The organism is Enterobacter sp. ECC-019, from assembly GCF_043974075.1.
GTDB classification, from domain to species: domain Bacteria; phylum Pseudomonadota; class Gammaproteobacteria; order Enterobacterales; family Enterobacteriaceae; genus Enterobacter; species Enterobacter asburiae_D.
Genome location: NZ_CP143759.1, coordinates 4,556,048 through 4,582,162, shown reverse-complemented (window position 1 = coordinate 4,582,162; position 26,115 = coordinate 4,556,048). Strand labels below are relative to the sequence as shown.

Sequence of the window (26,115 nt, the reverse complement as noted above, 5' to 3'; positions counted from 1 at the left end):
CTGTATAAAAATTGCGCAGCATGGGGTGTTCATTTATGATGCACTTCTTATCACGGACTGATGTACCCAATAAAGAGATGTTGGCGTGTCCAGCACGCAATGTGTTAATGATGTAGCCGTGATAAAGAGGTAGCACCTTGTTTAAAGCGTTTGTTTTGTTTTTCGCCCTCTGGGTACCCGTCACTCAGGCAGACTCCGGTTGGCAACCCGTTCAGGAAACTATTCGTAAAAGCGAAAAAGATACCCGTCAATATCAGGCTATTCGTCTTGATAACGGCATGACCGTACTGCTGGTTTCCGATCCGCAGGCGGTGAAATCCCTTTCTGCATTAGTGGTGCCGGTTGGATCGCTGGAAGATCCTGACGCTCATCCTGGGCTTGCACACTATCTGGAACATATGACGCTGATGGGGTCAAAAAAATACCCGCAGCCAGATAGCCTGTCCGAATTTCTAAAAATGCATGGCGGCAGCCACAATGCCAGCACGGCACCGTACCGCACGGCCTTTTATCTCGAAGTCGAAAATGATGCGCTGGAAGGTGCGGTCGATCGCCTTGCTGATTCCATCGCCGCCCCCTTGCTGGATAAAAAGTATGCCGATCGTGAACGCAATGCGGTGAATGCCGAGCTGACCATGGCCCGCACGCGAGACGGTATGCGCATGGCCCAGGTCAGCGCTGAAACCATCAACCCTGCGCACCCGGGTTCGCGTTTCTCCGGCGGTAACCTGGAGACGTTAAGCGACAAACCGAACAGCCCGGTGCTTGATGCCCTGCACGCGTTTCGCGATAAATACTACTCCGCCAACCTGATGAAAGCGGTTATCTACAGCAATAAACCGTTGCCAGAACTGGCAGACATGGCGGCTAAAACGTTTGGCCGGGTGCCGAATAAAAATATCGACCTGCCGCAAATAAACGTCCCGGTGGTTACGGACGCGCAAAAAGGGATCGTTATCCACTACGTGCCGGCGCTGCCGCGCAAAGTGCTGCGCGTGGAATTCCGCATCGATAACAACACCGCACAGTTTCGCAGTAAAACCGATGAGCTGGTGACCTACCTGATAGGTAACCGTAGCCCGGGTACGCTTTCTGACTGGCTGCAAAAACAGGGGCTGGTGGAAGGCATTCGAGCCGATTCCGATCCGGTTGTGAACGGCAATAGCGGCGTGCTGGCGATCTCTGCCACCCTGACCGACAAAGGGCTGGCAAACCGTGATGAAGTGGTGGCGGCGATCTTCAGCTACCTCTCTTTACTGCGTGAGAAAGGCGTCGATAAGCGCTACTTTGATGAACTCGCCCACGTGCTGGATCTCGATTTCCGTTACCCGTCCATTACCCGCGACATGGATTATGTCGAGTGGCTGGCGGATACCATGATCCGCGTGCCGGTGGAACATACTCTCGACGCGGTGAATATTGCCGACCGGTATGACGCCGAGGCGGTAAAAGCCCGCCTGGCGATGATGACGCCGGAGAATGCCCGCATCTGGTACATCAGCCCGAACGAACCGCATAACAAGACGGCATATTTTGTCGATGCCCCCTATCAGGTGGATAAAATCAGCGCGCAGACCTTCGCCGACTGGCAGAAGACGGCTGGAGAGATTGCGTTAAAGCTGCCGGAGCTGAACCCCTATATTCCGGATGACTTCTCGCTGACCAAAACGACTCAAGATTACCCGCATCCGGCGCTGATCATTGATGAGCCGACGCTGCGCGTGGTGTATACCCCCAGCCGCTATTTCGCCAGCGAGCCAAAGGCCGATGTCAGCGTGGTGCTGCGTAACCCGAAAGCGATGAACAGCGCTAAAAATCAGGTGATGTTCGCGCTTAATGACTATCTCGCCGGGATTGCGCTCGATCAGCTCAGCAACCAGGCGGCCGTGGGCGGCATCAGCTTCTCCACCAACGCCAACAACGGTTTGATGCTCAACGCAAACGGCTATACCCAGCGTTTGCCTCAGCTGTTCCAGGCACTGCTGGAAGGGTATTTCAGCTACACGCCGACGGAAGAGCAGCTTGAGCAGGCCAAATCGTGGTATGCGCAGATGATGGATTCTGCGGAGAAGGGAAAAGCTTACGATCTGGCGCTTATGCCAGCGCAAATGCTGTCGCAAGTTCCTTATTTCCAGCGAGAAGACCGCCGCGCGCTGCTGCCTTCGATCACCTTAAAAGACGTGCTGGCTTACCGTGACGCGCTGAAAACCAACACGCGTCCAGAGTTCCTGATCGTCGGCAACATGAGTGAGGATCAGGCCAAAACTCTGGCGGAGAATGTGCGCACTCAGCTCGGTTCGAAAGGCGACGAGTGGTGCCGCAACCAGGACGTGCTGGTTGAGAAAAAGCAGAATGTGATTTTTGAAAAGACGGGTAACAGCACGGATTCCGCGCTGGCCGCGGTCTTTGTGCCAACGGGGTATGATGAATTCGCCAGCTCAGCGCAGAGCGCCGTGCTGGGGCAAATTATTCAGCCGTGGTTCTATAACCAGTTACGCACAGAGGAGCAGCTTGGCTACGCGGTATTTGCCTTCTCCATGAACGTAGGCCGACAGTGGGGGCTGGGCTTCCTGCTGCAAAGCAGCGACAAACAGCCGGCGTATCTCTGGCAGCGTTACCAGGCCTTCTTCCCGCAGGTGGAAGCAAAGCTGCGCGCCATGAAGCCGGAAGAGTTTGCTCAGATCCAGCAGGCCGTCATCGCGCAGGTAATGCAGCCGCCGCAGACGCTGGGTGAAGAAGCCTCGCAGCTGAGCAAAGATTTCGATCGCGGTAATCTGAACTTTGATTCGCGTGATAAAGTAGTGGCCGAGATAAAACAGCTGACGCCGCAGAAGGTTGCCGACTTCTTCCATCAGGCGGTCATTAAGCCGCAGGGTATGACCATTCTGTCCCAGGTTTCCGGTAGCCAGAACGGGAAAACGGAGTACGTGAACCCGAAAGGCTGGAAAGTCTGGAAGAGCGTCAGCGCGCTGCAGCAATCTATGCCCTGGAGTAAGAAAGAATGACCGATACCGCTGAGTCCCTTGATCCCTTACGTTTACCTCTGCAGGGTGAACGATTGATTGAAGCCTCAGCGGGAACGGGAAAAACCTTCACCATTGCCGCCCTCTATCTGCGTCTGCTGCTGGGGCTTGGCGGCAACGCCGCTTTTCCACGCCCTTTGAGCGTGGAAGAGCTGCTGGTGGTGACCTTCACCGAGGCTGCCACCGCTGAGCTGCGGGGGCGTATTCGTACCAATATCCACGAGCTGCGCATCGCCTGTCTGCGTCAGAGCACGGATAACCCTCTCTACGCGAGCCTTCTGGAAGAGATTGCCGATAAGCAACAGGCAGCCCAGTGGCTGCTCCTTGCCGAACGGCAGATGGATGAAGCGTCCGTTTTCACCATTCACGGTTTTTGCCAGCGCATGCTGAGCCTGAATGCGTTTGAATCCGGCATGCTGTTTGAACAGCAGCTTATTGAAGATGAATCCGTGCTTCGCTATCAGGCCTGCGCGGATTTCTGGCGTCGCCACTGTTACCCGCTGCCGCGCGATATCGCCGAAGCGGTACATGCGTTGTGGAAGGGCCCGGAGGCGCTGCTGCGCGCTATCGATCGTTATCTGCAGGGGGAAGCGCCGGTCATCAAATCCCCGCCGCCTGCGGATGAAACCCTGGCCTCACGGCATGAAAAAATCATCGCGCAGATTGCCGACATCAAGCAAAAATGGATTGAGTCCGTTGGCGAGATTGACGCAATCATCGAAAATTCCGGGATTGACCGACGCAAGTTTAACCGTGGCAATCAGGGGAAATGGATCGACAAGATCAGCGCCTGGGCGCAGGAAGAGACGCGAGGCTATCAGCTCCCGGACGCGCTGGAGAAATTTTCCCGGCGTTTCCTGGTTGAACGGACCAAAGCCGACGGCATTGTCCCTGAGCATCCCCTGTTTGTGGCGATTGAAACCCTGCTGGCTGACCCCTTAACGCTCAACGATCTGATGATTACCCGCGCCATGACGGAAATTCGCGAAGCCGTCGCGCGTGAGAAACGCCGCCGGGGTGAACTGGGTTTCGACGATATGCTGAGCCGCCTTGATGCGGCGCTGTGCAGTGAAAACGGTGAAGCGCTTGCCGCCGCGATCCGCACCCGTTTCCCGGTGGCGATGATTGACGAATTTCAGGATACCGACCCGCAGCAGTACCGCATTTTCCGTCGTATCTGGCGCCAGCAGCCCGACACCGCGCTGCTGTTAATCGGCGATCCGAAACAGGCTATCTACGCCTTCCGCGGTGCGGATATTTTCACCTACATGAAAGCTCGCAGCGAGGTTGACGCGCACTACACGCTTGATACCAACTGGCGCTCCTCTCCCGGCATGGTGGAAAGCGTCAACGCGCTCTTCAGCCGCATGGATACGGCGTTTATGTTCCGGGAGATCCCGTTTCAGCCGGTAAAATTCGCCGAGAAAAATGCCTCGTTGCGCTTCGAGTTCAACGGCGAGACGCAGCCTGCCATGAACTTCTGGCTGCTGGACGGGGAAGGCTGCGGCGTTGCCGACTATCAAAATGCCATGGCCCAGCACTGTGCCGCGCAAATCCGTGACTGGCTCAGTGCGGGCGCGCGCGGTGAAGCGCTGCTGTGGAGGGGGGATAAACCCACCCCCGTAAAGGCGTCCGATATTACGGTACTGGTGCGCAGCCGTCAGGAAGCCGCGCTCATCCGCGACGCCCTGACGTTACTGAATATCCCCTCCGTCTACCTCTCCAACCGCGACAGCGTCTTTGAAACGCTGGAAGCGCAGGAGATGCTGTGGCTGCTGCAGTCCGTGCTGGCCCCGGAGCGGGAAAGCACGCTGCGCAGCGCACTGGCCAGCGCAATGCTCGGGCTGAATGCGCGCGACATTGATGCACTCAACAATGATGAAGCCGCATGGGATGCCGTGGTAGAAGAGTTTGTTCGCTACCGCGAAAAATGGCAGAAGCGCGGCGTTATGGCGATGGTGCGTGAGCTCATGGCACAGCGCCACATTGCGGAGAATATGCTGGCGACAGCAGGCGGCGAGCGTCGGTTGACCGATATCTTACATATCAGCGAGCTGCTGCAGGAAGCGGGTACGCAGCTGGAGAGCGAGCACGCCCTCGTGCGCTGGCTGGCGCAGCAGATTGCCGACCCGAACAGCAATTCGTCCAGCCAGCAGATGCGCCTTGAGAGCGATAAACATCTGGTGCAGATCGTTACCATTCACAAATCGAAAGGCCTGGAATATCCGCTGGTCTGGCTGCCGTTTATTGCCAATTACCGCGTGCAGGATCAGGCCTTTTACCACGATCGCGAGTCTTTTGAGGCGGTGCTCGATCTCAGCAACGCGGAGTCCAGCGTTGAGCTGGCAGAGGCCGAGCGTCTGGCGGAAGACCTGCGCCTGCTCTACGTCGCGCTGACCCGTTCGATCTGGCACTGCAGCCTGGGCGTTACGCCGCTGTTCCGTCGCCGTGGCGAAAAGACCGGGGAGAGCGATTTTCATCTGAGCGCGCTGGGGCGGCTTATTCAGCACGGCGAACCCAAAGACGCGGCGGGCCTGCGCCAGTGTATCGAATCACTTTGCACAGAGCATGTTGCCCTGCATATTCCGTCGCAGCCTGACACTAGCCGCTGGCAGATGCCGGAGCTGCGTGAGTCAGCGCTCCATGCCCGCCAGGTTGTGCGTACCATTGCCGACGACTGGCGCGTCACCAGCTACTCCGGTTTACAGCAGCACGGGCAGAGTATTGCGCAGGATCTGATGCCAAAACTGGACATGGATGCCGCAGGAGCCGGTAGCGTACCCGTTGAGCCGGTGCTTACACCGCACCAGTTCCCGCGCGGCGCCTCGCCGGGCACGTTTTTGCACAGCCTGTTTGAAGAGCTGGATTTTACCCAGCCGGTTTCCGAAGAGTGGGTGCTGAAGATGTTACAGAGTGGCGGCTACGACGCACAGTGGCAGCCGGTTCTCACCGACTGGATCCGCGCTGTACTGCACGCGCCGCTCACGACGCAGGGGATCTCGCTGAGTCAGTTGACCGCCAAAGATAAGCAGGTGGAGATGGAGTTTTATCTCCCCATCGCCAGCCCGCTCAGAGCCGAGGCGCTTGATGCGCTGATCCGCGAGTACGATCCGTTATCCGCCGGGTGCCCGCCGCTGAACTTCCGCCAGGTTCAGGGGATGCTCAAAGGCTTTATCGACCTGGTTTTCCGCCACGAAGGGCGCTACTACCTGCTGGATTACAAATCGAACTGGCTTGGCGAAAGCAGCGAAGCCTACACGCAAGACGCGATGGCCTCTGCCATGCAAATGCATCGCTACGATCTGCAGTACCAGCTTTATACCCTGGCGCTGCACCGTTACCTACGTCATCGCATGGCCGATTACCGCTACGAAGCGCATTTTGGCGGCGTAATCTACCTGTTCCTGCGCGGAGTGGATGCGAACGACCCGCGTTCCGGCGTCTTTAGTACGCGTCCGGCTGCGGAACTGATTGAAAAAATGGATAACCTGTTTGCTGCAAGCACGGAGGAGGTGGCATGACGATGCAGGCGCTACTGCTGGAAGCGGTTGAACAACGATTACTGCGCCACCTGGATGTGCAGTTCGCCATGATGGTGGCAGGTGAGGAGCCTGCCGTCATGCTGGCCGCCGCTATTCTGAGCAAAGACGCGGGGGAAGGGCACGTGTGTCTGCCGCTGTCGCGTCTGGCGGTGGATGAGAAGATGCCTCCGGCTTTACAGGCGTGTTTCGCGCTGCTGGGTGACGCAGTGGACTGGCAGGAGATATTACTCGGCTCGCCTGCCGTGAGCGGAGCCGATACCGGGACGCCGATGATCCTTGTCGGCGAGCGTTTGTATCTTAACCGGCTGTGGCGTAACGAACTGACGGTTGCGCGTTTCTTCAGCGAGACCAACGCCCCGCTTCCCTGCGATGAAGCGAAGCTCCGGAAAACGCTGGATACGCTGTTTACCTCTGACGACGCGACAGACTGGCAGAAAGTGGCGGCAGCCGTGGCCTTAACGCGACGGATCTCGGTGATTTCTGGCGGCCCGGGCACCGGGAAAACGACCACAGTGGCAAAACTGCTTGCTGCGCTGATTCAGCTATCGGGTGAGCAAAAGTGCCGTATTCGCCTGGCGGCTCCCACCGGTAAAGCGGCGGCACGTCTGACGGAATCGTTAGGTGGCGCGCTGCAAAAACTGCCGCTAACCGGGGATCAGCTTGCGCTTTTCCCAAATGAAGCCAGCACGCTGCACCGTTTGCTTGGCGCACAGCCGGGTAGCCAGCGTTTGCGCTATCATGCCGGTAACCCGCTGCACCTTGATGTTCTGGTGGTGGATGAAGCGTCGATGATTGACCTGACGATGATGTCGCGTTTGATCGATGCGCTCCCGCCGCACGCGCGGGTTATTTTCCTCGGCGATCGCGATCAGCTTGCCTCCGTTGAGGCCGGGGCCGTATTGGGGGATATCTGCACGTATGCCAGCCTGGGATATACCGCTGAGCGCGCTCAGGAGCTGGCCCGTCTCACCGGATGTTCGCTCACGTCTGAAAACCATTCGCTTGCAGGGGCGCTGCGCGACAGCCTGTGTCTGCTGCAAAAAAGCTACCGTTTCGGCAGCAACTCCGGCATCGGCCAGCTTGCGGCAGCGGTGAACCGGGGTGACCGGCGCACCACCACTGCGGTATTTGACGGAACCTTTACGGATATTGAGAAAAAATCGCTGCAAAGCGCGGAAGAGTATCAGGCGATGCTTGATGACGCCCTGCTGGGGTACCAGCACTTTCTGACGGGTGTACAACAGCAAAGTACACCGGAGCAGGTCATTGCCGCGTTTGGTGAATACCAGTTGCTTTGTGCGCTGAGGGAAGGCCCGTTTGGTGTCCGGGGTCTGAACGACAGGCTGGAACAGCTGCTGGCGCAAAAACGCAAAATTAACCGTACCCCGCACTCGCGATGGTATGAAGGGCGGCCGGTGATGATCGCCCGCAACGACAGCGCGCTGGGGTTGTTTAACGGGGATATCGGGATTGCACTCGATTGCGGTCAGGGCCTGCGCGTCTGGTTCCAGATGCCGGACGGGAACGTGAAGTCTTTCCAGCCCAGCCGTTTACCCGAGCATGAAACCGCCTGGGCGATGACGGTGCATAAATCCCAGGGATCCGAGTTTAACCATGCGGCGCTGATCCTGCCCACGCAGCTTTCACCCGTCATTACCCGCGAGCTGATCTATACCGCTATTACGCGCGCCCGTCAGCGCCTGTCGCTGTATACCGATGAACGGGTGCTGGTGCAGGCGATTGCCACCCGAACGGAACGCCGAAGCGGGCTGAGCGCGATATTTGAGTCCGTCTGAACGAAAGCCCTCGCCGGACGGTGAGGGCGTCGTATCATCCCAGATCGGCCATCAGCACTTTTGAACGACGCTGATAGTTGTACATCTCTTTCTTCGTTTCCGGCAGAGAATCGATATCCACCGGCGTGAATCCGCGCTCTTGGAACCAGTGAATGCTGCGCGTCGTCAGGACGAACAGCTTGCTTAGCCCCATCTGGCGCGCCTGTGCCGCCACGCGCTCAAGCAGCATTTCGCCGCGTGAAGAGCTGCGGTAATCAGGATGCACCGCCACGCAGGCCATTTCACCGATCTTCTCTTCCGGGAACGGATAGAGCGCGGCGCAGGCAATGGTCAGGTTATCGCGCTGAATAATGGTGAATTTGTCGATCTCCATCTCCAGCTGTTCGCGTGAGCGACGCACCAGAATACCCTGCTGTTCCAGCGGGCGGATTAGCTCCAGAATGCCGCCGATATCATTGATGGTGGCGCGGCGGATCTGCTCCGCACTCTCCATCACAATCTGTGTACCAATGCCGTCGCGGGAGAACAGCTCCTGCAGCAGGGCCCCATCTTCCTGATAGCTGATCAGGTGGCTGCGGCGCACGCCGCTGCGGCAGGCCTTCACAGCGCCACGGAGGAAGCGGACGGTGCCGGAGTGGTAATCGCCTTCGGCTTCCAGCGCCTCCACGCGAGCCTGGGCTTCATTCGGGAAGAGTTCCGGTACGATTGTTCCTTCATCGTTCACGACGCCCTGGGAGGAGCAGAAACCAATCATTTTTTCCGCCTTCAGCTTGATCGCCAGCTGCGTGGCAATCTCTTCAGACGTCAGGTTAAAGCTTTCGCCCGTTACAGAGACAGCAACCGGGCCCATCAGCACGATGGCGCCGCTGTCCAGCTGGCGATGAATAGCTTCTTCATCAATACGACGAATGCGGCCGCTGTGGCAGTAATCCACGCCATCGTCCACGCCGAGCGGCTGGGCAATGATAAAGTTGCCGCTCACGACGTTGATATGCGCGCCCTGTAGCGGCGTATTGTTCAGGCTCATGGACAGGCGAGCGGTAATATCCAGCTGCAGCAGACCCGCCGCCTGTTTCACCAGTTCAAGGGTTTTGGCATCCGTGACGCGGGTATGCTTGTGGTAAATCGGCTCGTGGTGATGAGCGGCCAGGTTGGCGTCGATCTGCGGACGTGCGCCATACACCACCACCAGGCGGATCCCGAGGCTGTGCAGCAGGCCAATGTCATTGACGATGCTGGAAAAATTTTCATGCTCAATGGCTTCGCCGCCAAGCATGATGACAAACGTTCTTCCCCGATGGGCGTTGATATAGGGAACAGAATGGCGGAATCCCTGGACCAGTTCGGTTCTACGTTCCTTCACCATGACACAACCCTTAATGAATGTTTATTCGTAATTTCTGTATTTTTATTCGATTGTGGTCGCGTGTGCAAGCGTAAATTTTCCGCGGCCCACAGAAATTGGTAAGTAATCCGTGCGTTAGCGTATGATTGTTTACCCTTTTATAGATGACAGTTTATGCGTCATTCGTTAAAGTTTTCGGTCAATTTGGACATTTTGTATATCAGTCAGTGTTCTTGCTCGGGAGAAGCATGTCGGGATCCAATTCAGCAATAAGCCGCCGCCGTTTGTTAAAAGGGGCCGGGGCAATGTGGTTGCTTAGCGTCAGTCAGGTCGGTCTTGCCGCCACCAGTCAGGTGGTGGCGGTGCGCGTCTGGCCGTCGTCGACCTATACGCGCGTGACGGTCGAATCCAATCGCGTGCTGAAATATAAGCAATTTGCCCTCAGCAACCCTGAACGCGTGGTGGTGGATCTCGAAGGCGTTAACCTCAACTCCGTGCTGAAAGGGATGGCGGCGCAGATCCGCGGCGACGATCCGTTTATTAAATCGGCTCGCGTCGGGCAGTTTGATCCGCAAACTGTGCGCATGGTCTTTGAACTGAAGCAGAACGTTAAGCCGCAGCTGTTTGCCCTGGCGCCTGTTGCGACCTTCAAAGAGCGCCTGGTGATGGATCTCTACCCGGCTAATGCGACGGACATTCAGGATCCGCTTCTTGCCCTGCTGGAGGATTACAACAAGGGCGATTTGCAGCGTCAGGTTCCACCTGCGCAAAGCGGGCCACAGCCGGGCAAAGCAGGGCGCGATCGTCCGATTGTGATCATGCTCGATCCAGGCCACGGCGGCGAAGACTCTGGCGCGGTGGGGAAATATCGCACGCGTGAAAAAGACGTGGTGCTGCAAATTGCCCGTCGCCTGAAAGCGTTGATTGATAAAGAAGGCAATATGCGCGCCTATATGACGCGCAATGAAGACGTCTTTATTCCGCTGAAGGTCCGGGTGGCGAAGGCGCAGAAGCAGCGCGCCGATTTGTTCGTGTCGATCCATGCGGATGCGTTTACCAGCCGCCAGCCAAGCGGCTCGTCGGTGTTTGCCCTCTCAACTAAAGGCGCGACCAGTACCGCAGCAAGATTCCTGGCTGACAGCCAGAACGCCTCTGACCTCATTGGTGGTGTGAGCAAAAGCGGCGACCGCTACGTCGACCACACTATGTTCGATATGGTGCAGTCGCTGACCATTAACGACAGCCTGAAGTTTGGTAAAGCGGTGCTGGGCAAGCTGGGCAACATCAATAAGCTGCATAAAAACAGCGTTGAACAGGCCGGGTTTGCGGTACTCAAGGCACCGGATATCCCGTCCATTCTGGTAGAAACCGCGTTTATCAGTAACGTTGAAGAGGAGCGTAAGCTCAAGACGGCAAAATTCCAGCAGGAAGTTGCGGAGTCGATTCTGGCGGGGATTCGGGCGTATTTCTCGGATGGGGCGACGCTGGCGCGACGTGGTTAGTGCTGTACGCCGGGTTATCGCCCGGCAGTTTCACAAACTGCAGATACAAAAAAACACCCTTAAGGGTGTTTATTGTTTTTAGAAGTGTTGGTTGCGGGGGCCGGATTTGAACCGACGACCTTCGGGTTATGAGCCCGACGAGCTACCAGGCTGCTCCACCCCGCGTCCGTCTTTCTACAGTCGTAGAAACTTACTTCTTCAAATTTGATTGGTTGCGGGGGCCGGATTTGAACCGACGACCTTCGGGTTATGAGCCCGACGAGCTACCAGGCTGCTCCACCCCGCGTCCGTCTTTCTACAGTCGTAGAAGATACTTCATCAAATTTTAATTGGTTGCGGGGGCCGGATTTGAACCGACGACCTTCGGGTTATGAGCCCGACGAGCTACCAGGCTGCTCCACCCCGCGTCCGTGGATGCGCACTATACTCGGATAGGTTTGTGATGCAACCCCTTTTTCACATAAATCATGATTTTGTATGCAAATTGAACGACATGGCTTTGTTTGGACTATTTTTTGCGCAAAATTTGCCAAAGGGCATGCGATCGCATTTCATTAGCCCTGGCGGTTTGTTATCTTCATCACGCGGAAATGGGCAACTTAAAGACGAGATATAATGAAAGGACGTTGGGCGAAGTATCTGATGGCGGGCGCAATGGTAGCGATTCTTGCGGCCTGTTCTTCCAAACCGACCGATCGCGGTCAACAGTATAAAGACGGGAAGTTATCCCAGCCTTTCTCTTTAGTTAATCAGCCTGATGCTGTCGGCGCACCGATTAATGCCGGTGATTTCTCCGAGCAGGTCTACCAGATCCGCAACGCGTCGCCGCGTCTGTATGGTACCCAGAGTAGCGTTTATAACGCGGTCCAGGATTGGCTGAAAGCAGGCGGCGATACGCGCAATATGCGCCAGTTTGGTATCGATGCCTGGCAGATGGAAGGGGCCGATAACTACGGCAACGTTCAGTTTACCGGCTATTACACCCCGGTTATTCAGGCACGACACTCCCGTCAGGGCGAGTTCCAGTATCCTATTTACCGTATGCCGCCAAAACGCGGTCGTCTGCCGTCCCGCGCCGAGATTTACGCCGGTGCGCTGAGCGAAAACTACGTTCTGGCCTACAGCAACTCCCTGATGGATAACTTCATCATGGACGTTCAGGGCAGCGGCTACATTGATTTTGGGGACGGTTCGCCACTTAACTTCTTCAGCTATTCCGGTAAAAACGGCCACGCCTATCGCAGTATTGGCAAGGTGCTGATCGACCGCGGCGAAGTGAAGAAAGAAGACATGTCGATGCAGGCTATCCGCGAGTGGGGCGAGAAACACAGCGAAGCCGAGGTGCGTGAGCTGCTGGAGCAGAACCCGTCGTTCGTCTTCTTCAAACCGCAAAACTTCGCGCCGGTGAAAGGGGCGAGTGCAGTTCCGCTGATTGGCCGCGCGTCGGTAGCATCAGATCGCTCGATTATTCCGGCAGGTACCACGCTGCTGGCTGAGGTTCCTCTGCTGGACCATAACGGCAAGTTCAACGGCCAGTATGAGCTGCGTCTGATGGTGGCGCTGGACGTCGGCGGGGCGATTAAAGGCCAGCACTTCGACATCTATCAGGGTATTGGCCCTGACGCAGGCCATCGCGCGGGCTGGTATAACCACTACGGACGCGTGTGGGTACTCAAGGCGGCGCCGGGTGCTGGAAACGTATTCAGCGGCTGATTGTGGTATTCTGAGCGCAATACGGATTACTGTTCAGGGTGAGGAAAACCTCACCCTTTTTACATCTGAGGTTTTATGTCTGTGGTAATCAGCGACGCCTGGCGCCAGCGTTTTGGCGGTACGGCACGTTTATATGGTGAAAAAGCCCTGCAGCTGTTTGCGGATGCGCATGTCTGCGTCGTGGGCATTGGTGGTGTGGGGTCGTGGGCGGCAGAAGCGCTGGCGAGAACCGGTATTGGCGCAATCACGCTGATTGACATGGATGACGTTTGCGTCACCAACACCAACCGTCAAATCCACGCCCTGCGCGATAGCGTCGGTCTGGCGAAATCTGAGGTAATGGCGGAGCGTATCCGTTTGATCAACCCGGAGTGCCGCGTGACGGTGATCGACGACTTTGTGACGGCAGATAACGTTGCGGACTACATGAGTAAAGGCTACAGCTATGTGATTGACGCCATCGACAGCGTGCGGCCAAAAGCGGCGTTGATCGCTTACTGCCGTCGCTACAAGGTGCCGCTGGTCACGACGGGCGGCGCGGGCGGGCAAATCGATCCGACGCAGATCCAGGTGGCCGATCTGGCGAAAACCATTCAGGATCCGCTGGCTGCCAAGCTGCGCGAACGCCTGAAGAGCGACTTTAATGTGGTGAAGAACAGCAAAGGCAAGTTGGGCGTCGACTGCGTGTTCTCGACCGAAGCGCTGGTCTATCCGCAGGCGGATGGGTCAGTCTGCGCAATGAAGAGCACGGCGGAAGGGCCAAAGAGAATGGATTGCGCCTCCGGGTTTGGTGCGGCCACCATGGTGACCGCCTCCTTCGGCTTTGTGGCGGTGTCTCACGTCCTCAAGAAAATGATGGCGAAGGCGGAACGTCAGGCCTGAGCCTGACGTGCGGCATCCAGTACCGCGTCGCTAAGCGCGATCAGCCCCTGACCGCGCGAGGCGCTGAGCTGCGCGCGCAGCCCAAGCTCATCAAATAACGCCAGCGGCGAATGTGCCAGCAATTCCGCCGCGCTTTTCCCTTCCACAGCGGTCAACAATACGGCCAGCAGGCCCCTGACGATGCGGCCTTCGCTGTCGCCGAAGAAGTGCAGCTTCTCGCCGGAGACGCTCACGCCCAGCCAGACGCGGTTTTCACAGCCTGCAATCTCTTTCGCCTGCGCTTTGAGATCGTCTGAAAGGGCAGGGAGCTGTTTGCCCAGCAGGATCAGCTGTCGATATTTATCTTCCCACTGCTGGAGCGGGGCGAAGGTCTGTTTTAAGGTCTCTTCTGTGATGACCGTGCCAAACGGATGTCCGGCTAAAGCAGCGCTAGTCATTAATCCACCAGTATTTCAAGGGCGCGGTCAACGGCGGCAACCAGCGCGTCGACATCGCTTTGGGTGTTATACGGCGCAAACGAGGCGCGCAGCGTACCGTTAACGCCGAGCGCCGCCAGCAGCGGCTGGGCGCAGTGCTGTCCGGCACGCAGGGCAATGCCGTACCCGGCCAGCAGCGTCACCATGTCGCTATGATGAACGCCCGCAAAATCAAAGGCGAGCAGGCTTGAGTCCTGAACGCGGAACGAGCGGAAGCCCGGGCGCGTTTTGAGTTCTTCCTCTGCCAGCGTCGCCAGCCCCCGGCTCCAGCTTTCAGCCTGGACAATGTCGGTTTCTGCCAGCCACTCCAGCGCCGCGCTTAAGCCAATCACCCCCGCCACGTTCGGCGTACCGGCCTCCAGACGATAGGGAACGTCCTGAGTTTTGAAGCCATCGAACGACACTTCGGTAATCATTTTGCCGCCACCGAGCCACGGCGTCATTTTTGCCAGCAGTTCTGGCTTACCGTACAACGCTCCTATACCGGTCGGCCCGTAGAGCTTATGTCCCGAGAAAGCATAGAAGTCGATATCAAGCGCCTGCACATCAGCGGGGAAGTGCACCACGCCCTGAGCGCCGTCGACCATCACCACCATCCCGCTGGCATGGGCGATGCGAATGGCCTGAGCCAGATCCGGGCAACCTCCCGTGACGTTCGACATCTGTCCGAGCGCCAGAATGCGGCTGCGGGGAGTAATCAGCTCGGGGAGACGGGCCACATCGGGCAGAAGGTCTGCACCCAGTGGGAGTTTCACCACGTGTGCACCCGTTTGCTCGGCCACCATCAGCCATGGCACCAGGTTGGCGTGATGTTCCGCTTCGCTGACGACGATCTCATCGCCCGGCTGAAGCAGCGGGCGCGCGTAACACTGGGCCACCATATTGATGGCCTCGGTCGTGCCGCGCGTCCAGACGATGTTTTTCCCGCTTTCGGCATTGATCAGGCGAGCGACCTGATCGCGTGCGGCTTCGTAGCGCGCGGTTAATCGCTGCGCTTCGGCAAACTGGCTGCGATGCACGTTCCCGGCGCTCAGGCTGTAGAACTGCTGCGTGGCCTCAATCACCGCCTGTGGCTTAAGGGCGGTGGCGGCGCTATCCAGGTAAATACCGGCATCGGCCAGGGCCGGAAACTGTGCGCGGAACTGCGCAGGACTGAAAGCGTTCATGGGATTCCTCATTTCAATATAGCGATCGTCGCGCAATTTCAGCGGCAGGGCAAGGAGGTTGATATCTATCAGAATTGTCTGCTTATCCTTACGACCTCAAAAAAGCAGGTTATGCTAAATAGTGTTAGGCGGATGTTTTAGCCTGTTATAAATCGAGGTTTGAATAGCATTAATTGCTAAAGGAGAATAATCATGAATAAGACAGCTGCAATCATTTCTGCCTGTGCGTTTACTTTTGCCCTGAGCGCCTGTTCTGGTAACAACTACGTGATGCACACCAACGATGGTCGTTCTATCGTTTCGGAAGGGAAACCGACTACCGATAATGATACCGGGATGATTTCGTACAAAGATGCTAACGGGAACAAGCAGCAGATCAACCGCACGGACGTGAAAGAGATGAAAGAGATCGAGCACTAACAGATCGCAGGCGAAAAAAAAGCACCGCAAATTGGCGGTGCTACATTAATCACTATGGACAGACAGGGTAAATGTACAGGAAGTGAAAAATTGGTAGCGTTGCTACCGTGGTCTGAATCGCAGACCAATTGCAAACACAACAACACAACATCACAACCGTAAGCCAAAAGCCCTTCAGAACACGCATTCCGAAAAAAGCTCTTCGTTCCGGCTCAGGAAGTGCCGCCACTATAGGTATTTGCTGGTAGTTCCTCAACGGACAAATTATAATGGCTCAGATAAAAAAAACTAATAGGTTAAACGTTGTTTCCTGTTTGTTAAAATCCGTTAACATCTAAGCCAGATAACCATGTCAAAGCGATTGCCACCCCTTAATGCATTACGTGTTTTTGATGCAGCAGCACGTCACCTGAGCTTTACCCGCGCAGCAGATGAGCTTTTTGTGACACAGGCCGCAGTAAGTCACCAAATCAAGTCTCTGGAGGATTTTCTGGGCCTTAAGCTGTTTCGTCGACGCAACCGTTCGCTGCTGTTGACCGAAGAAGGGCAGAGCTATTTTCAGGATATTAAAGAGATTTTTTCCCAGCTTACGGAAGCCACGCGTAAGCTGCAGGCTCGCAGTGCAAAAGGTGCCCTGACTGTCAGTTTATTGCCCAGTTTTGCCATTCATTGGCTGGTGCCCAGACTCTCAAGCTTTAACTCAGCTTATCCGGGGATCGACGTTCGAATCCAGGCGGTAGATCGCCAGGAGGACAAGCTGGCCGATGACGTGGATGTCGCCATTTTTTATGGTCGCGGTAACTGGCCGGGCTTGCGTGTTGAGAAATTATACGCAGAATATCTCCTGCCGGTCTGTTCTCCCCTGCTGTTAACAGGTGAAAAGGCGCTGAAGTCACCCGCTGATCTGGCTCAGCATACGCTTTTGCATGATGCCTCTCGCCGCGACTGGCAAACTTATACCCGTCAATTAGGTCTTACACATATAAACGTGCAGCAGGGACCCATCTTTAGCCACAGTGCGATGGTGTTACAGGCTGCCATTCACGGGCAGGGCGTGGCGTTGGCGAACAACGTCATGGCGCAGTCCGAAATTGAGGCAGGCCGCCTGGTTTGCCCTTTTAATGATGTACTGGTCAGCAAGAATGCGTTTTATCTGGTTTGTCATGACAGTCAGGCAGAACTGGGTAAAATAGCCGCCTTCCGGCAGTGGATACTGGCGAAAGCGGCAACCGAGCAAGAAAAATTCCGCTTCAGGTATGAGCAATAACGTTTGTGTGCCGGGCACGCATCAATTCAGGACTTAAACATGACCAGCCGATTCATGCTGATTTTTGCCGCGGTGAGTGGCTTTATTTTTGTAGCACTGGGCGCCTTTGGCGCACATGTATTAAGCAAGTCTTTGGGCGCAGTGGAGATGGGCTGGATCCAGACCGGCCTTGAATATCAGGCGTTCCACACGTTGGCGATTTTTGGGCTGGCGGTGGCGATGCAGCGTCGTATCAGTATCTGGTTTTACTGGAGCAGCGTGTTTATGGCGCTGGGTACCGTATTGTTCAGCGGTAGCCTGTACTGCCTTGCGCTCTCACATCTGCGCCTGTGGGCGTTCGTTACACCTGTCGGCGGCTTCAGCTTCCTGGCGGGTTGGGTATTAATGTTTATCGGAGCTATCCGTCTGAAACGCAAGGGCGTTGTTCATGAATAAGGTTGTTTTATATTGTCGCCCGGGGTTTGAGAAAGAGTGCGCCGCGGAAATTACCGATAAAGCGGCGAAGCGCGAAGTCTTCGGCTTTGCCCGCGTAAAAGAAAACGCGGGCTATGTGATATTCGAGTGCTATCAGCCTGAAGACGCAGACAAGCTGGCACGCGAGCTGCCGTTCAGCTCGCTGATCTTCGCTCGCCAGATGTTTGTTGCGGGTGAGCTGCTGAAGGATCTTCCGCCGGAAGACCGCATCACGCCAATTGTCGGCATGCTGCAGGGCGTGGTAGAGAAGGGCGGCGATCTGCGCGTTGAAGTGGCGGATACCAACGAAAGTAAAGAGCTGATGAAGTTCTGCCGTAAGTTCACCGTGCCGCTGCGTGCGGCGCTGCGTGATGCGGGCGTGCTGACAAACTACGAAACGCCGAAGCGTCCGGTGGTGCATATCTTCTTTATCGCACCGGGCTGCTGCTATACAGGCTATTCGTACACCACAAACAACTCTCCCTTCTTTATGGGCATCCCGCGTTTGCGCTTCCCGTCCGATGCGCCAAGCCGTTCCACGCTCAAGCTGGAAGAGGCGTTCCACGTCTTTATCCCGGCAGATGAGTGGGATGAGCGTCTGGCAAACGGCATGTACGCCGTCGACCTTGGCGCGTGCCCGGGCGGCTGGACCTATCAGCTGGTGAAACGCAATATGTGGGTATCGTCCGTTGATAACGGTCCAATGGCGCAAAGCCTGATGGACACCGGACAGGTCACCTGGCTGCGTGAAGACGGTTTCCGCTATCGCCCGAACCGTAACAACATCTCGTGGATGGTGTGCGATATGGTTGAGAAACCAGCAAAAGTGGCCGCGCTGATGGCCTCCTGGCTGGCGAATGGCTGGTGTCGTGAGACCATTTTCAACCTCAAGCTGCCGATGAAAAAGCGCTATGAGGAAGTGTCGCAGAACCTGGCGTACATTCAGGAGCAGATGGACGAGCATGGTATTAACGTGGAGATTCAGGCGCGTCAGCTGTATCACGACCGTGAAGAGGTGACGGTGCATATTCGTCGCTGGTGGGCTGCGGTCGGCGGACGTCGCGACGAGCGATAGTGCGTGCTTTTTTTTGCCCGGTGGCGCTGCGCTTACCGGGCCTACAAAGCCCTGAAGTCGTTTTAACATTCTAACCGCAGCTGCTGTAAATTCCCGTCCAGCTGTAAATCCGTCTGTAGCGTTGCGATTTCCCGGCAGATAAACGCCATCTCTTTATGCGCCTCCAGCTTCTTGCGCCACTTTTCTGGCACCTCATCCAGACGGGCGTAAATCCCTTCCAGACTCTGAAAATCCGTCAGCAGCTGCGCGGCACTCTTTGGTCCAATACCGGCGACACCCGGAACCTTAGAGCTGCTGATGCCTGCCAGCCCCCAGTAATCCGGCAGTTGCTCGGGTGAGACGCCGAACTCGCTGGCAATAAACGGCGCGTCCAGCCAGCGTTTTTGAAAATAGTCGCGAATGCGGATAGTCGGGGAGAGCAGCTGGCAGTAGCCTTTGTCAGTTGAAACGATCGTGGCCTGATGTCCGGCACTTGCCACCTTTACGGCCAGGGTGGCCGCGAGATCGTCGGCTTCATTTCCCTGTGCACCCCAGCAGGGGACGCCCCGCTGTTCAAATGCAGCGCGCAGCATGGGTAATTCAGCGTGAAGATCGTCCGGCATCGGTGCGCGTCCGGCTTTGTAGTCCGGCAGACGCTGGTGTCGCCAGCCCGTGTTGCGGGCTTCGTCATCAAATACCGCGACCGCGTGGGTGGGTTCACTGTGGCGGATAAGCTGTTCCAGCGCGTGCAGACAGGTGTCTTTACAAGGCGTCCCCTGTACCGCATGGATACGGCGGATCAGGTTAAGAGCATCGACGATAAGTAAATGAACGGCCACAGATAATCTCCCTTCTGTCTAATGCGTGAAGGGTAACACTGTCAGCAGCGTGAAACTATGAATGGTGGGGAAAACAGGAAGAAGCCTCGCAAAACGAGGCTTCCTGAGTGGTTTAATCGCAGGTCACGATCTTCATCGCCAGGCCGCCGCGAGAGGTTTCGCGGTATTTGGCGTTCATATCTTTACCGGTTTCGTACATGGTTTCGATAACCTTATCGAGACAGACGCGCGGCTCGCTGGTGCGGCGCAGCGCCATACGTGCCGCGTTCACCGCCTTCACGGAGGCAATCGCGTTACGCTCGATGCACGGCACCTGTACCTGTCCGGCAACTGGGTCACAGGTCAGTCCCAGGTTATGTTCCATACCGATTTCCGCAGCAATGCACACCTGTGTCGGGCTTGCACCCAACAGTTCGGCCAGACCCGCCGCCGCCATGGAGCACGCCACGCCGACTTCACCCTGACAGCCCACTTCCGCACCGGAAATGGACGCGTTCATCTTATACAGCGAACCAATCGCACTGGCGACCAGCAGGTAGCGAGCCAGTGAGTTCGCGTTCACTTCACGGATAAACTTGTCGTAGTACGCCAGCACCGCCGGAACGATACCGCAGGCACCGTTAGTCGGTGCGGTGACCACACGGCCCCCTGCGGCGTTCTCTTCGTTCACTGCCAGTGCGAACATGTTGATCCAGTCTACGACGGCCATCGGGTCCGTTGTCGTTTTGTCGGTGCTCACCAGCATACGGCGCAGCGCTGCAGCACGACGCGGCACGCGAAGCTTGCCCGGCAGAACGCCTTCGGTGGTGATCCCACGCTCAATACCGCCGCGCATCACTTCCCAGACGTTAGTGAAGTGCTGTTCGAGCTCTTCTTTACTGTGAAGTGCCAGCTCGTTTTTCATCATCAGGCCGGAGAGGGAAAGGCCCGTCTCCTGGCAGTGACGCTGAAGATCCGCCGCCGTTTTGTACGGATACGGCACCTCGACGGAAGCGTTATCGGTTTGACCAAAGTGGTCTTCGTCGACGATAAAACCGCCGCCGATAGAGTAATACGTCTGGCTGTAAACCGCTTTGTCGCCGGCCAGCGCGGTAATGCGCATGCCGTTTTCGTGCAGCGACAGGTTGTCCGCATGGAAATTCATGCAGTGGTCAACCGGGAATTCAACCTCATGCTCACCGTTCGCCAGCAGCAGGCGACCGTGGGTGTTCACATCCTGGATGAAGCCAGGGATCGCATCAATATCAACGGTATCCGGCAGATTTCCCGCCAGGCCCATGATAATGGCGATATCGGTATGGTGGCCTTTCCCGGTCAGGGAAAGCGAGCCGTATACATCGACAACCACGCGGGTAATGTCATGCAAGATGCCGCGTGCAATCAAATCATCCGTGAACTGCTTACCGGCTTTCATTGGTCCGACGGTGTGAGAGCTGGAAGGACCAATACCGATTTTGAAAATATCGAATACGCTAATCATGATGCGTCCATTGCTTTCAGTCAGAGAGGGAGGAGTGCGCCGTCCGAAGACGGCGCGGGTGATAATCAGAACATGGTGTACAGGGAGTAGAAGATCGCAGAGATTGCGATAAGACCCATGATAACCACAAAGACGTTGCTCACATGACCGCTGTACTTGCGCATAGCAGGGACTTTCTGAATCGCGTACATCGGCATCAGGAACAGAATCATCGCGATGACCGGGCCGCCCAGGGTTTCAATCATGCCCAGGATGCTTGGGTTCAGCGTTGCTACCGCCCAGGTGGTGAGCAGCATGAACAGTGCAGTGATTTTGTTCAGCTTGTTGATTTCAATGCTCTTGCCTTTACCGCGCAGAGATTTAATCACCATACCGTTGAAACCTTCACGTGCGCCGAGGTAGTGGCCCAGGAAGGATTTGGTGATGGCGATAATCGCGATGATAGGTGCCATCCACGCAATGACCGGTGCGTTAAAGTGGTTCGCCAGGTAAGACAGAATAGAGATGTTCTGCTCTTTCGCTGCCGCCAGATCCACCGGGGAGAGGCTCAGTACGCAGCTGAAAACGAAGAACATAACGGTCAGTACCATCATGATGTGAGCGCGTGCCAGGATGCTGGAGCACTTCTTCTCTGCGCCATTACCGTACTCTTCACGTTTCGCAACAGCGAAAGAGGAGATGATTGGGGAGTGGTTGAAAGAGAACACCATTACCGGAATCGCCAGCCAGAGGGTCATCAGCAGGCCGTTACCGGTTACCGATGCGCTGCTCAGGGACAGAGTTTCCAGCGCTGCACCGTTCCACTGTGGGATCAGGTAGCAAGCCAGCACCATCAGAGCAATAACGAACGGGAAGACCAGTACGCTCATTGCTTTCACAATCATCTGCTCACCGAAGCGCACGATGGTCATCATGCCCACAATCAGGATCAGAGACAGAATCGCGCGCGGAGGCGGCGTCATGTGCAGCTGGTGCATCATGAAGCTTTCAACGGTGTTGGTGATCGCCACGCTGTAGACCAGCAGAATAGGGTAAATTGCGAAGAAGTAGAGCAGGGTAATCAATTTACCTGCGCCAACGCCGAAATGCTCTTCAACAACTTCAGTGATGTCTTCGCCCGGATTTTTACCGGACAGCACGAAGCGGGTCAGACCGCGGTGTGCAAAGAAGGTCATCGGGAAAGCAATGATAGCCATAATGATCAGCGGGATCAGACCGCCGACGCCTGCGTTGATAGGAAGGAACAGTACACCAGCGCCGATTGCTGTGCCGTAAAGGCCAAGCATCCACATGGTATCCGTTTTGCGCCAACCACTTCGGGATTCAATCGAAGCAACGGTGCTGGTTTGAGTGGTTTCCATCTATATCTCCTGGAGGAAGCGAATTGTCAGGTTTTTTAGTCAAATCCGATGAAAAAGTGCCTGACGGTAATATGAAATTCGTTCAGTGACGGTTTTTTAATAATTTTAACCCGTAACTATTGGCGGGCGGAAAGATACATTCTAGTTATGAATCTATCAGTGATCGTGATCCCAAATGCAATAATCCACTTATGATGTGGGCATCTTTAGACCATTTATCTGTTAAAAAAACATCAAAGAGAATTTACGGGCGCGAAGGCTACCACCAACGACATGTGAGCTGAAAGACTGACCCGTGATATAGGTGTCTTTAGCTGTAAAGAATTGGGTTTTTAGTATTTTCTGGCGGGTAATTTGGATTAAGGCTGATAACTTACGGTTGTAAAAATGAGGTAATCGTTTGCGTTTGTGAATAGTTTGTAAAAGACATAAGTGATACCTATGAGTTGCTTCGGTAAAAAAAAACCGGGACGCGCGAGAGGGCGACCCGGTTTTGATGAGACGCTGCTAAGCGTTAGGTGCAGATTTCGTAGCAAGGAATGTAGGCGGAGCCTGGCAGCTTCATGCGGTGCTGGGCGACGAAGCCCTGCAGCATGTCGTCCATGCGGCGCATCATCTCCGGGTCGCCGTGGATCTTGTACGGACCGTACTGTTCAATGGCGCGGATGCCCATCTCTTTGACGTTGCCCGCCACAATCCCGGAGAAGGCACGACGCAGATCGGCCGCCAGAACTTCCACCGGCTGGTCCGGGTAGAGTTTCAGGTTCGCCATATTTTCATGCGAAGGCTCGAACGGGATCTGCAGGTCCGGCGCAATGCGAATTGACCAGTTAAAACTGTACGCATCGCCGGTATCGCGACGGTTCTCTTTCACCAATGGCATCGCTTTCTTCATCTGGCGCGCCACTTCTGCGGCATCGTCAATGATGATGCGATAGTGACGACGCGCGGCTTCACCCAGCGTGTGCACGATAAACTCGTCCAGCACGCGGAAGTAGTCGGCGCTCTCTTTTGGCCCGGTCAGGATCAGCGGCAGAACCTGATCTTTGTTGGCCGGATTCATCAGAATACCCAGCAGGTAGAGCAGCTCTTCCGCTGTCCCCACGCCGCCCGGGAAGATGATAATGCCGTGGGCGATACGGACAAACGCCTCAAGACGCTTTTCGATATCCGGCATGATAATCAGCTCGTTAACCAGCGGGTTAGGTGGCTCAGCGGCGATGATTGACGGCTCGGTCATGCCGATAAACCGCCCCTCTTTATAACGCTGCTGCGCGTGTCCCACTGCGGCACCTTTCATCGGCGCTTCCATCGCACCCGGACCACAGCCGGTACAGATGTTCAGCTCGCGCAGGCCGAGCTGCGTTCCTACCCGACGGGCATAAAGGTATTCGGTTTCGTTAATGGAGTGACCGCCCCAGCAGACGACCATGTTCGGTGCTTCACCCACGTGCAGGGCGCGGGCATTGCGCAAAATGGAGAACACCAGGTTGGTAATATGGACCGAGCTTTCCAGGTCGAGATGCTGGAAACGTCCTGCGTTGTGGATCTGCCCGTTAACAAACAGGATGTCACGCAGCACGGCAAACAGGTTAGCCTGAAGTGAACGAATGATGCGCCCGTCGACAAAGGCCTCTTCCGGCGGGTTGATGACTTCAAGCTTCACGCCACGCTCGCGGCGTAGCACGTTGATATCAAAGCTTTCGAAGCGGGACAGCAGTTCTTTACTGTTATCTGTCAGGCTTCCGGAGTTCAGTACGGCAAGTGAACAGTTACGAAACAGTTGATAAAGATCGCTGCTGGCCGTGCGCTTAAGCATGTCCACTTCCAGCTGCGACAACATATCCATTGAGCCAAGCGGGCTAATATGTGTAATCAAGTGAGCTCCTTACGGGACGATTATCGTCTTTCCCTGTTGATTACAATAGCCCTGGCGCGTGACGTTTCACAACCTAAAGCGCGGAAGATACCGCGCATATTGTGAAAATATTTATATTATTGACGCACCAGCCGTCCCGTTGCCGGCACAAAATCGGTATTGGTGCGCCACGGGTTAATGTCCAGACCGCCGCGGCGGGTGTAGCGTGCATAAACGCTCAGTTTTTCTGGCTGACAGAAACGCTGAATATCGCTAAAGATACGCTCCACGCACTGCTCGTGGAATTCGTTGTGATGGCGGAACGACACCAGGTAGCGCAGCAATTTTTCCCGGTCAATTTTCGGGCCGCGGTACTGGATCTGCACCGAGCCCCAGTCCGGCTGGTGGGTGATCAGGCAGTTGGACTTCAGCAGATGGCTGACCAGCGTCTCTTCGACCACCTTTCCGCTCGCCGCGTTTTCGAGGTAATCGGCGCTGAATTCATAATTCTCCACCTCGATATCCTGATCGTCGATGCAGGTCCCGTTGAAGTGGGCGACTGGCTGCCCTTCCAGCTCGTGCAGGCGATACAGTGAAACGCTTACCTTTCCCTGCGCGCAGGCGCTTAAATCACGTTCCAGGGTGTGCTGAACGTCGTCCCAGCTGTTGAATTTTGTCTGGTTAAAACTGTTGAGATAGAGCTTAAAGCTTTTGGACTCGACGAGATTAACGCTGGCGTAATCCAGCTCAACGTGGCCCACCGCCACCTGCGGCAGACCGCGTGCGTTGAGCCAGGAGAGTTCGTACAGCGTCCAGATATCGCCGCCGACAAACGGCAATGCGTCCGCATGCAGACCCAGAGGATCGCGATTCAGGCTGCGCGGCACGCCCTGCAGCATGCTTGCATCGTAGGTATCGCGGTAATCGGTCGATTTACCCAGCGTTAAGCCGGTTAACGCCTGATGATTTTCGTAAGACATGTTTCATAGCCACTTTACAGGTACACTTATGGGCTGAGTTTATCCTGTCTGACAAGAAGAGAGAAATCGGTGGACATCAAAACTGCAAATGCCCTCACTACCTTCACGACCCGCTATTGTGACGCATGGCATGAAAAGCAGGGCTCGTGGCCGCAAAGTGCTGATTTATATGGCGTACCCTCGCCGTGCATTATCTCTTCGCTTGAGGATTACGTTATCTGGCAGCCGAAGCCCAATACCGGCGAGCAAAATGTAAATGCGGTTGAACGGGCAATGGACATTGTGGTACAACCAGCGGTTCATGCGTTTTATACCACGCAGTTCGCAGGGGATATGCCCGCGCGCTTTGCTGATATCACGCTGACGCTATTGCAGACCTGGAGCGAAGACGATCTGCAGCGTGTTCAGGAAAACCTGATTGGTCATCTGGTCACGCAAAAACGCCTTAAGCTTTCTCCGACGCTCTTTATTGCCACGCTGGACAGCGAACTGGATGTGTTATCCGTCTGTAACCTGTCAGGTGAAGTGGTTAAAGAGACTATCGGTACCCGCAATCGCGAGACTCTCGCCCCCTCTCTTGCGGATTTCCTCACCCGACTTGAGCCACTTCTGTAATCCATGATGCTATAGCGCGTGTGAGAGATCTCTTACAAGGTTTGTGAGAGATCGCTGGAACATTCAGTATTACCTCATTTAATTCAGATTAATATCACTCTATTTTTCAATGGATTAGTGGTTTATCACATCGTTTTTAGGGGATTCTTACGGCTTACAACGCTGAAAGGGTGGGTTGTAAGACGAAGCGGAATAGCGGATTCTATCTCCGTCGACAGGACGCCGACACGAGAAACGAACATCAGGATGATGGCGTATCTCACTCAGGACTCGTCAGGATGGCGCTGCAGGAAGGCTTCAGGATGAAGCAAAGTGGATAACGCAGGATGCGTAAGGGACACCT

General features: G+C 55.8%; 19 protein-coding genes and 3 tRNA genes. 11 read left to right on the top strand and 11 right to left on the bottom strand.

The features are described from left to right. The first annotated feature begins 137 nt into the window (after positions 1-137). Genes ptrA through recD form a run of 3 tightly spaced genes read left to right on the top strand, consistent with a single transcriptional unit; the run spans position 138 to position 8,361 of the window. Positions 138-3,005: a pitrilysin gene (gene ptrA, locus V1566_RS21715; protein ID WP_395304597.1), complete on the top strand. Its 2,868-nt coding sequence runs from the start codon at positions 138-140 to the stop codon at positions 3,003-3,005. Then, complete coding sequence (gene recB / locus V1566_RS21710; protein WP_395304596.1) at positions 3,002-6,544, top strand: exodeoxyribonuclease V subunit beta; 3,543 nt, start codon at positions 3,002-3,004, stop codon at positions 6,542-6,544. The genes ptrA and recB overlap by 4 nt, the downstream gene beginning before the upstream one ends. After that, a complete protein-coding gene (gene recD / locus V1566_RS21705; protein ID WP_395304595.1) occupies positions 6,541-8,361 on the top strand; it encodes an exodeoxyribonuclease V subunit alpha in 1,821 nt (606 codons plus the stop codon). The genes recB and recD overlap by 4 nt, the downstream gene beginning before the upstream one ends. A 34-nt stretch (positions 8,362-8,395) precedes the next feature. Here recD and argA read toward each other — a convergent pair whose 3' ends face one another. Continuing rightward, positions 8,396-9,727 (bottom strand): amino-acid N-acetyltransferase, encoded by a 1,332-nt coding sequence (gene argA, locus V1566_RS21700; RefSeq protein ID WP_395304594.1) that lies wholly within the window; start codon positions 9,725-9,727, stop codon positions 8,396-8,398. Between the two features lie 227 nt (positions 9,728-9,954). Here argA and amiC point away from each other — a divergent pair, with 227 nt between their 5' ends. Beyond that, positions 9,955-11,208, top strand: coding sequence for an N-acetylmuramoyl-L-alanine amidase AmiC (gene amiC / locus V1566_RS21695; protein ID WP_134348866.1), 1,254 nt, complete (start codon positions 9,955-9,957; stop codon positions 11,206-11,208). An 88-nt stretch (positions 11,209-11,296) separates the two neighbouring features. Here the strand turns inward: amiC and V1566_RS21690 are convergent. The 3 genes from V1566_RS21690 to V1566_RS21680 form a co-directional block, all read right to left on the bottom strand. Next, a tRNA-Met gene (locus tag V1566_RS21690) sits at positions 11,297-11,373 on the bottom strand. A gap of 44 nt (positions 11,374-11,417) precedes the next feature. Next, positions 11,418-11,494 (bottom strand) — tRNA-Met (locus V1566_RS21685). Between the two features lie 44 nt (positions 11,495-11,538). Further along, positions 11,539-11,615, bottom strand: a tRNA-Met gene (locus V1566_RS21680). Between the two features lie 208 nt (positions 11,616-11,823). Here V1566_RS21680 and mltA point away from each other — a divergent pair. Together mltA and tcdA are read left to right on the top strand one after the other, a co-directional pair. Then, positions 11,824-12,921: a murein transglycosylase A gene (mltA, locus tag V1566_RS21675; protein ID WP_213328667.1), complete on the top strand. Its 1,098-nt coding sequence runs from the start codon at positions 11,824-11,826 to the stop codon at positions 12,919-12,921. 75 nt (positions 12,922-12,996) lie between these two features. Beyond that, positions 12,997-13,803 carry a tRNA cyclic N6-threonylcarbamoyladenosine(37) synthase TcdA gene (gene tcdA / locus V1566_RS21670; protein ID WP_395304593.1) on the top strand — a complete coding sequence of 269 codons (807 nt, stop codon included), beginning with the start codon at positions 12,997-12,999 and terminating at the stop codon, positions 13,801-13,803. Here tcdA and csdE read toward each other — a convergent pair. Together csdE and csdA are read right to left on the bottom strand one after the other, a co-directional pair. After that, positions 13,794-14,240 (bottom strand): cysteine desulfurase sulfur acceptor subunit CsdE, encoded by a 447-nt coding sequence (gene csdE / locus V1566_RS21665; protein ID WP_023333259.1) that lies wholly within the window; start codon positions 14,238-14,240, stop codon positions 13,794-13,796. The two genes, tcdA and csdE, sit on opposite strands and share 10 nt — an antisense overlap. Continuing rightward, a complete protein-coding gene (gene csdA / locus V1566_RS21660) occupies positions 14,240-15,445 on the bottom strand; it encodes a cysteine desulfurase CsdA (protein WP_395304592.1) in 1,206 nt (401 codons plus the stop codon). The genes csdE and csdA overlap by 1 nt, the downstream gene beginning before the upstream one ends. Positions 15,446-15,637: 192 nt before the next feature. On the opposite strand from csdA, the gene V1566_RS21655 reads away from it, so the two are divergent. From V1566_RS21655 to rlmM, 4 genes are all read left to right on the top strand, one after another. Beyond that, positions 15,638-15,865, top strand: coding sequence for a YgdI/YgdR family lipoprotein (locus tag V1566_RS21655; protein ID WP_008499648.1), 228 nt, complete (start codon positions 15,638-15,640; stop codon positions 15,863-15,865). A gap of 349 nt (positions 15,866-16,214) precedes the next feature. Next, positions 16,215-17,132, top strand: coding sequence for a glycine cleavage system transcriptional regulator GcvA (gcvA, locus tag V1566_RS21650; protein WP_023309032.1), 918 nt, complete (start codon positions 16,215-16,217; stop codon positions 17,130-17,132). A gap of 39 nt (positions 17,133-17,171) precedes the next feature. After that, positions 17,172-17,567 carry a DUF423 domain-containing protein gene (locus V1566_RS21645; RefSeq protein ID WP_023309031.1) on the top strand — a complete coding sequence of 132 codons (396 nt, stop codon included), beginning with the start codon at positions 17,172-17,174 and terminating at the stop codon, positions 17,565-17,567. Then, positions 17,560-18,660: a 23S rRNA (cytidine(2498)-2'-O)-methyltransferase RlmM gene (gene rlmM, locus V1566_RS21640; protein ID WP_395304591.1), complete on the top strand. Its 1,101-nt coding sequence runs from the start codon at positions 17,560-17,562 to the stop codon at positions 18,658-18,660. The genes V1566_RS21645 and rlmM overlap by 8 nt, the downstream gene beginning before the upstream one ends. 62 nt (positions 18,661-18,722) lie before the next feature. Here rlmM and xni read toward each other — a convergent pair whose 3' ends face one another. The 5 genes from xni to queF form a co-directional block, all read right to left on the bottom strand. Further along, positions 18,723-19,478, bottom strand: coding sequence for a flap endonuclease Xni (gene xni / locus V1566_RS21635; protein WP_045355757.1), 756 nt, complete (start codon positions 19,476-19,478; stop codon positions 18,723-18,725). Between the two features lie 112 nt (positions 19,479-19,590). Then, a complete protein-coding gene (gene sdaB / locus V1566_RS21630; protein WP_023333255.1) occupies positions 19,591-20,958 on the bottom strand; it encodes an L-serine ammonia-lyase II in 1,368 nt (455 codons plus the stop codon). 65 nt (positions 20,959-21,023) lie between these two features. Next, positions 21,024-22,319: an HAAAP family serine/threonine permease gene (locus V1566_RS21625; protein ID WP_063144713.1), complete on the bottom strand. Its 1,296-nt coding sequence runs from the start codon at positions 22,317-22,319 to the stop codon at positions 21,024-21,026. Between the two features lie 514 nt (positions 22,320-22,833). Next, a complete protein-coding gene (ppnN, locus tag V1566_RS21620; protein ID WP_159514820.1) occupies positions 22,834-24,198 on the bottom strand; it encodes a nucleotide 5'-monophosphate nucleosidase PpnN in 1,365 nt (454 codons plus the stop codon). Positions 24,199-24,314: 116 nt separating this feature from the next. Further along, positions 24,315-25,157, bottom strand: coding sequence for an NADPH-dependent 7-cyano-7-deazaguanine reductase QueF (gene queF, locus V1566_RS21615; RefSeq protein ID WP_395304590.1), 843 nt, complete (start codon positions 25,155-25,157; stop codon positions 24,315-24,317). A 69-nt stretch (positions 25,158-25,226) separates the two neighbouring features. Here queF and syd point away from each other — a divergent pair, with 69 nt between their 5' ends. Next, on the top strand, positions 25,227-25,772 hold the full coding sequence (gene syd, locus V1566_RS21610; RefSeq protein ID WP_395304589.1) for a SecY-interacting protein: 546 nt from the start codon (positions 25,227-25,229) through the stop codon (positions 25,770-25,772). The last annotated feature ends 343 nt before the right edge of the window (positions 25,773-26,115 follow it).

Coding starts and splice junctions, on each gene's coding strand:
- V1566_RS21655 (WP_008499648.1), top strand. CDS start 15,638: ATGAATAAGACAGCTGCAATCATTTCTGCCTGTGCGTTTACTTTTGCC.
- csdA (WP_395304592.1), bottom strand. CDS start 15,445: ATGAACGCTTTCAGTCCTGCGCAGTTCCGCGCACAGTTTCCGGCCCTG.
- tcdA (WP_395304593.1), top strand. CDS start 12,997: ATGTCTGTGGTAATCAGCGACGCCTGGCGCCAGCGTTTTGGCGGTACG.
- mltA (WP_213328667.1), top strand. CDS start 11,824: ATGAAAGGACGTTGGGCGAAGTATCTGATGGCGGGCGCAATGGTAGCG.
- argA (WP_395304594.1), bottom strand. CDS start 9,727: ATGGTGAAGGAACGTAGAACCGAACTGGTCCAGGGATTCCGCCATTCT.
- recB (WP_395304596.1), top strand. CDS start 3,002: ATGACCGATACCGCTGAGTCCCTTGATCCCTTACGTTTACCTCTGCAG.
- V1566_RS21625 (WP_063144713.1), bottom strand. CDS start 22,319: ATGGAAACCACTCAAACCAGCACCGTTGCTTCGATTGAATCCCGAAGT.
- gcvA (WP_023309032.1), top strand. CDS start 16,215: ATGTCAAAGCGATTGCCACCCCTTAATGCATTACGTGTTTTTGATGCA.
- queF (WP_395304590.1), bottom strand. CDS start 25,157: ATGTCTTACGAAAATCATCAGGCGTTAACCGGCTTAACGCTGGGTAAA.
- csdE (WP_023333259.1), bottom strand. CDS start 14,240: ATGACTAGCGCTGCTTTAGCCGGACATCCGTTTGGCACGGTCATCACA.
- rlmM (WP_395304591.1), top strand. CDS start 17,560: ATGAATAAGGTTGTTTTATATTGTCGCCCGGGGTTTGAGAAAGAGTGC.
- amiC (WP_134348866.1), top strand. CDS start 9,955: ATGTCGGGATCCAATTCAGCAATAAGCCGCCGCCGTTTGTTAAAAGGG.
- recD (WP_395304595.1), top strand. CDS start 6,541: ATGACGATGCAGGCGCTACTGCTGGAAGCGGTTGAACAACGATTACTG.
- sdaB (WP_023333255.1), bottom strand. CDS start 20,958: ATGATTAGCGTATTCGATATTTTCAAAATCGGTATTGGTCCTTCCAGC.
- V1566_RS21645 (WP_023309031.1), top strand. CDS start 17,172: ATGACCAGCCGATTCATGCTGATTTTTGCCGCGGTGAGTGGCTTTATT.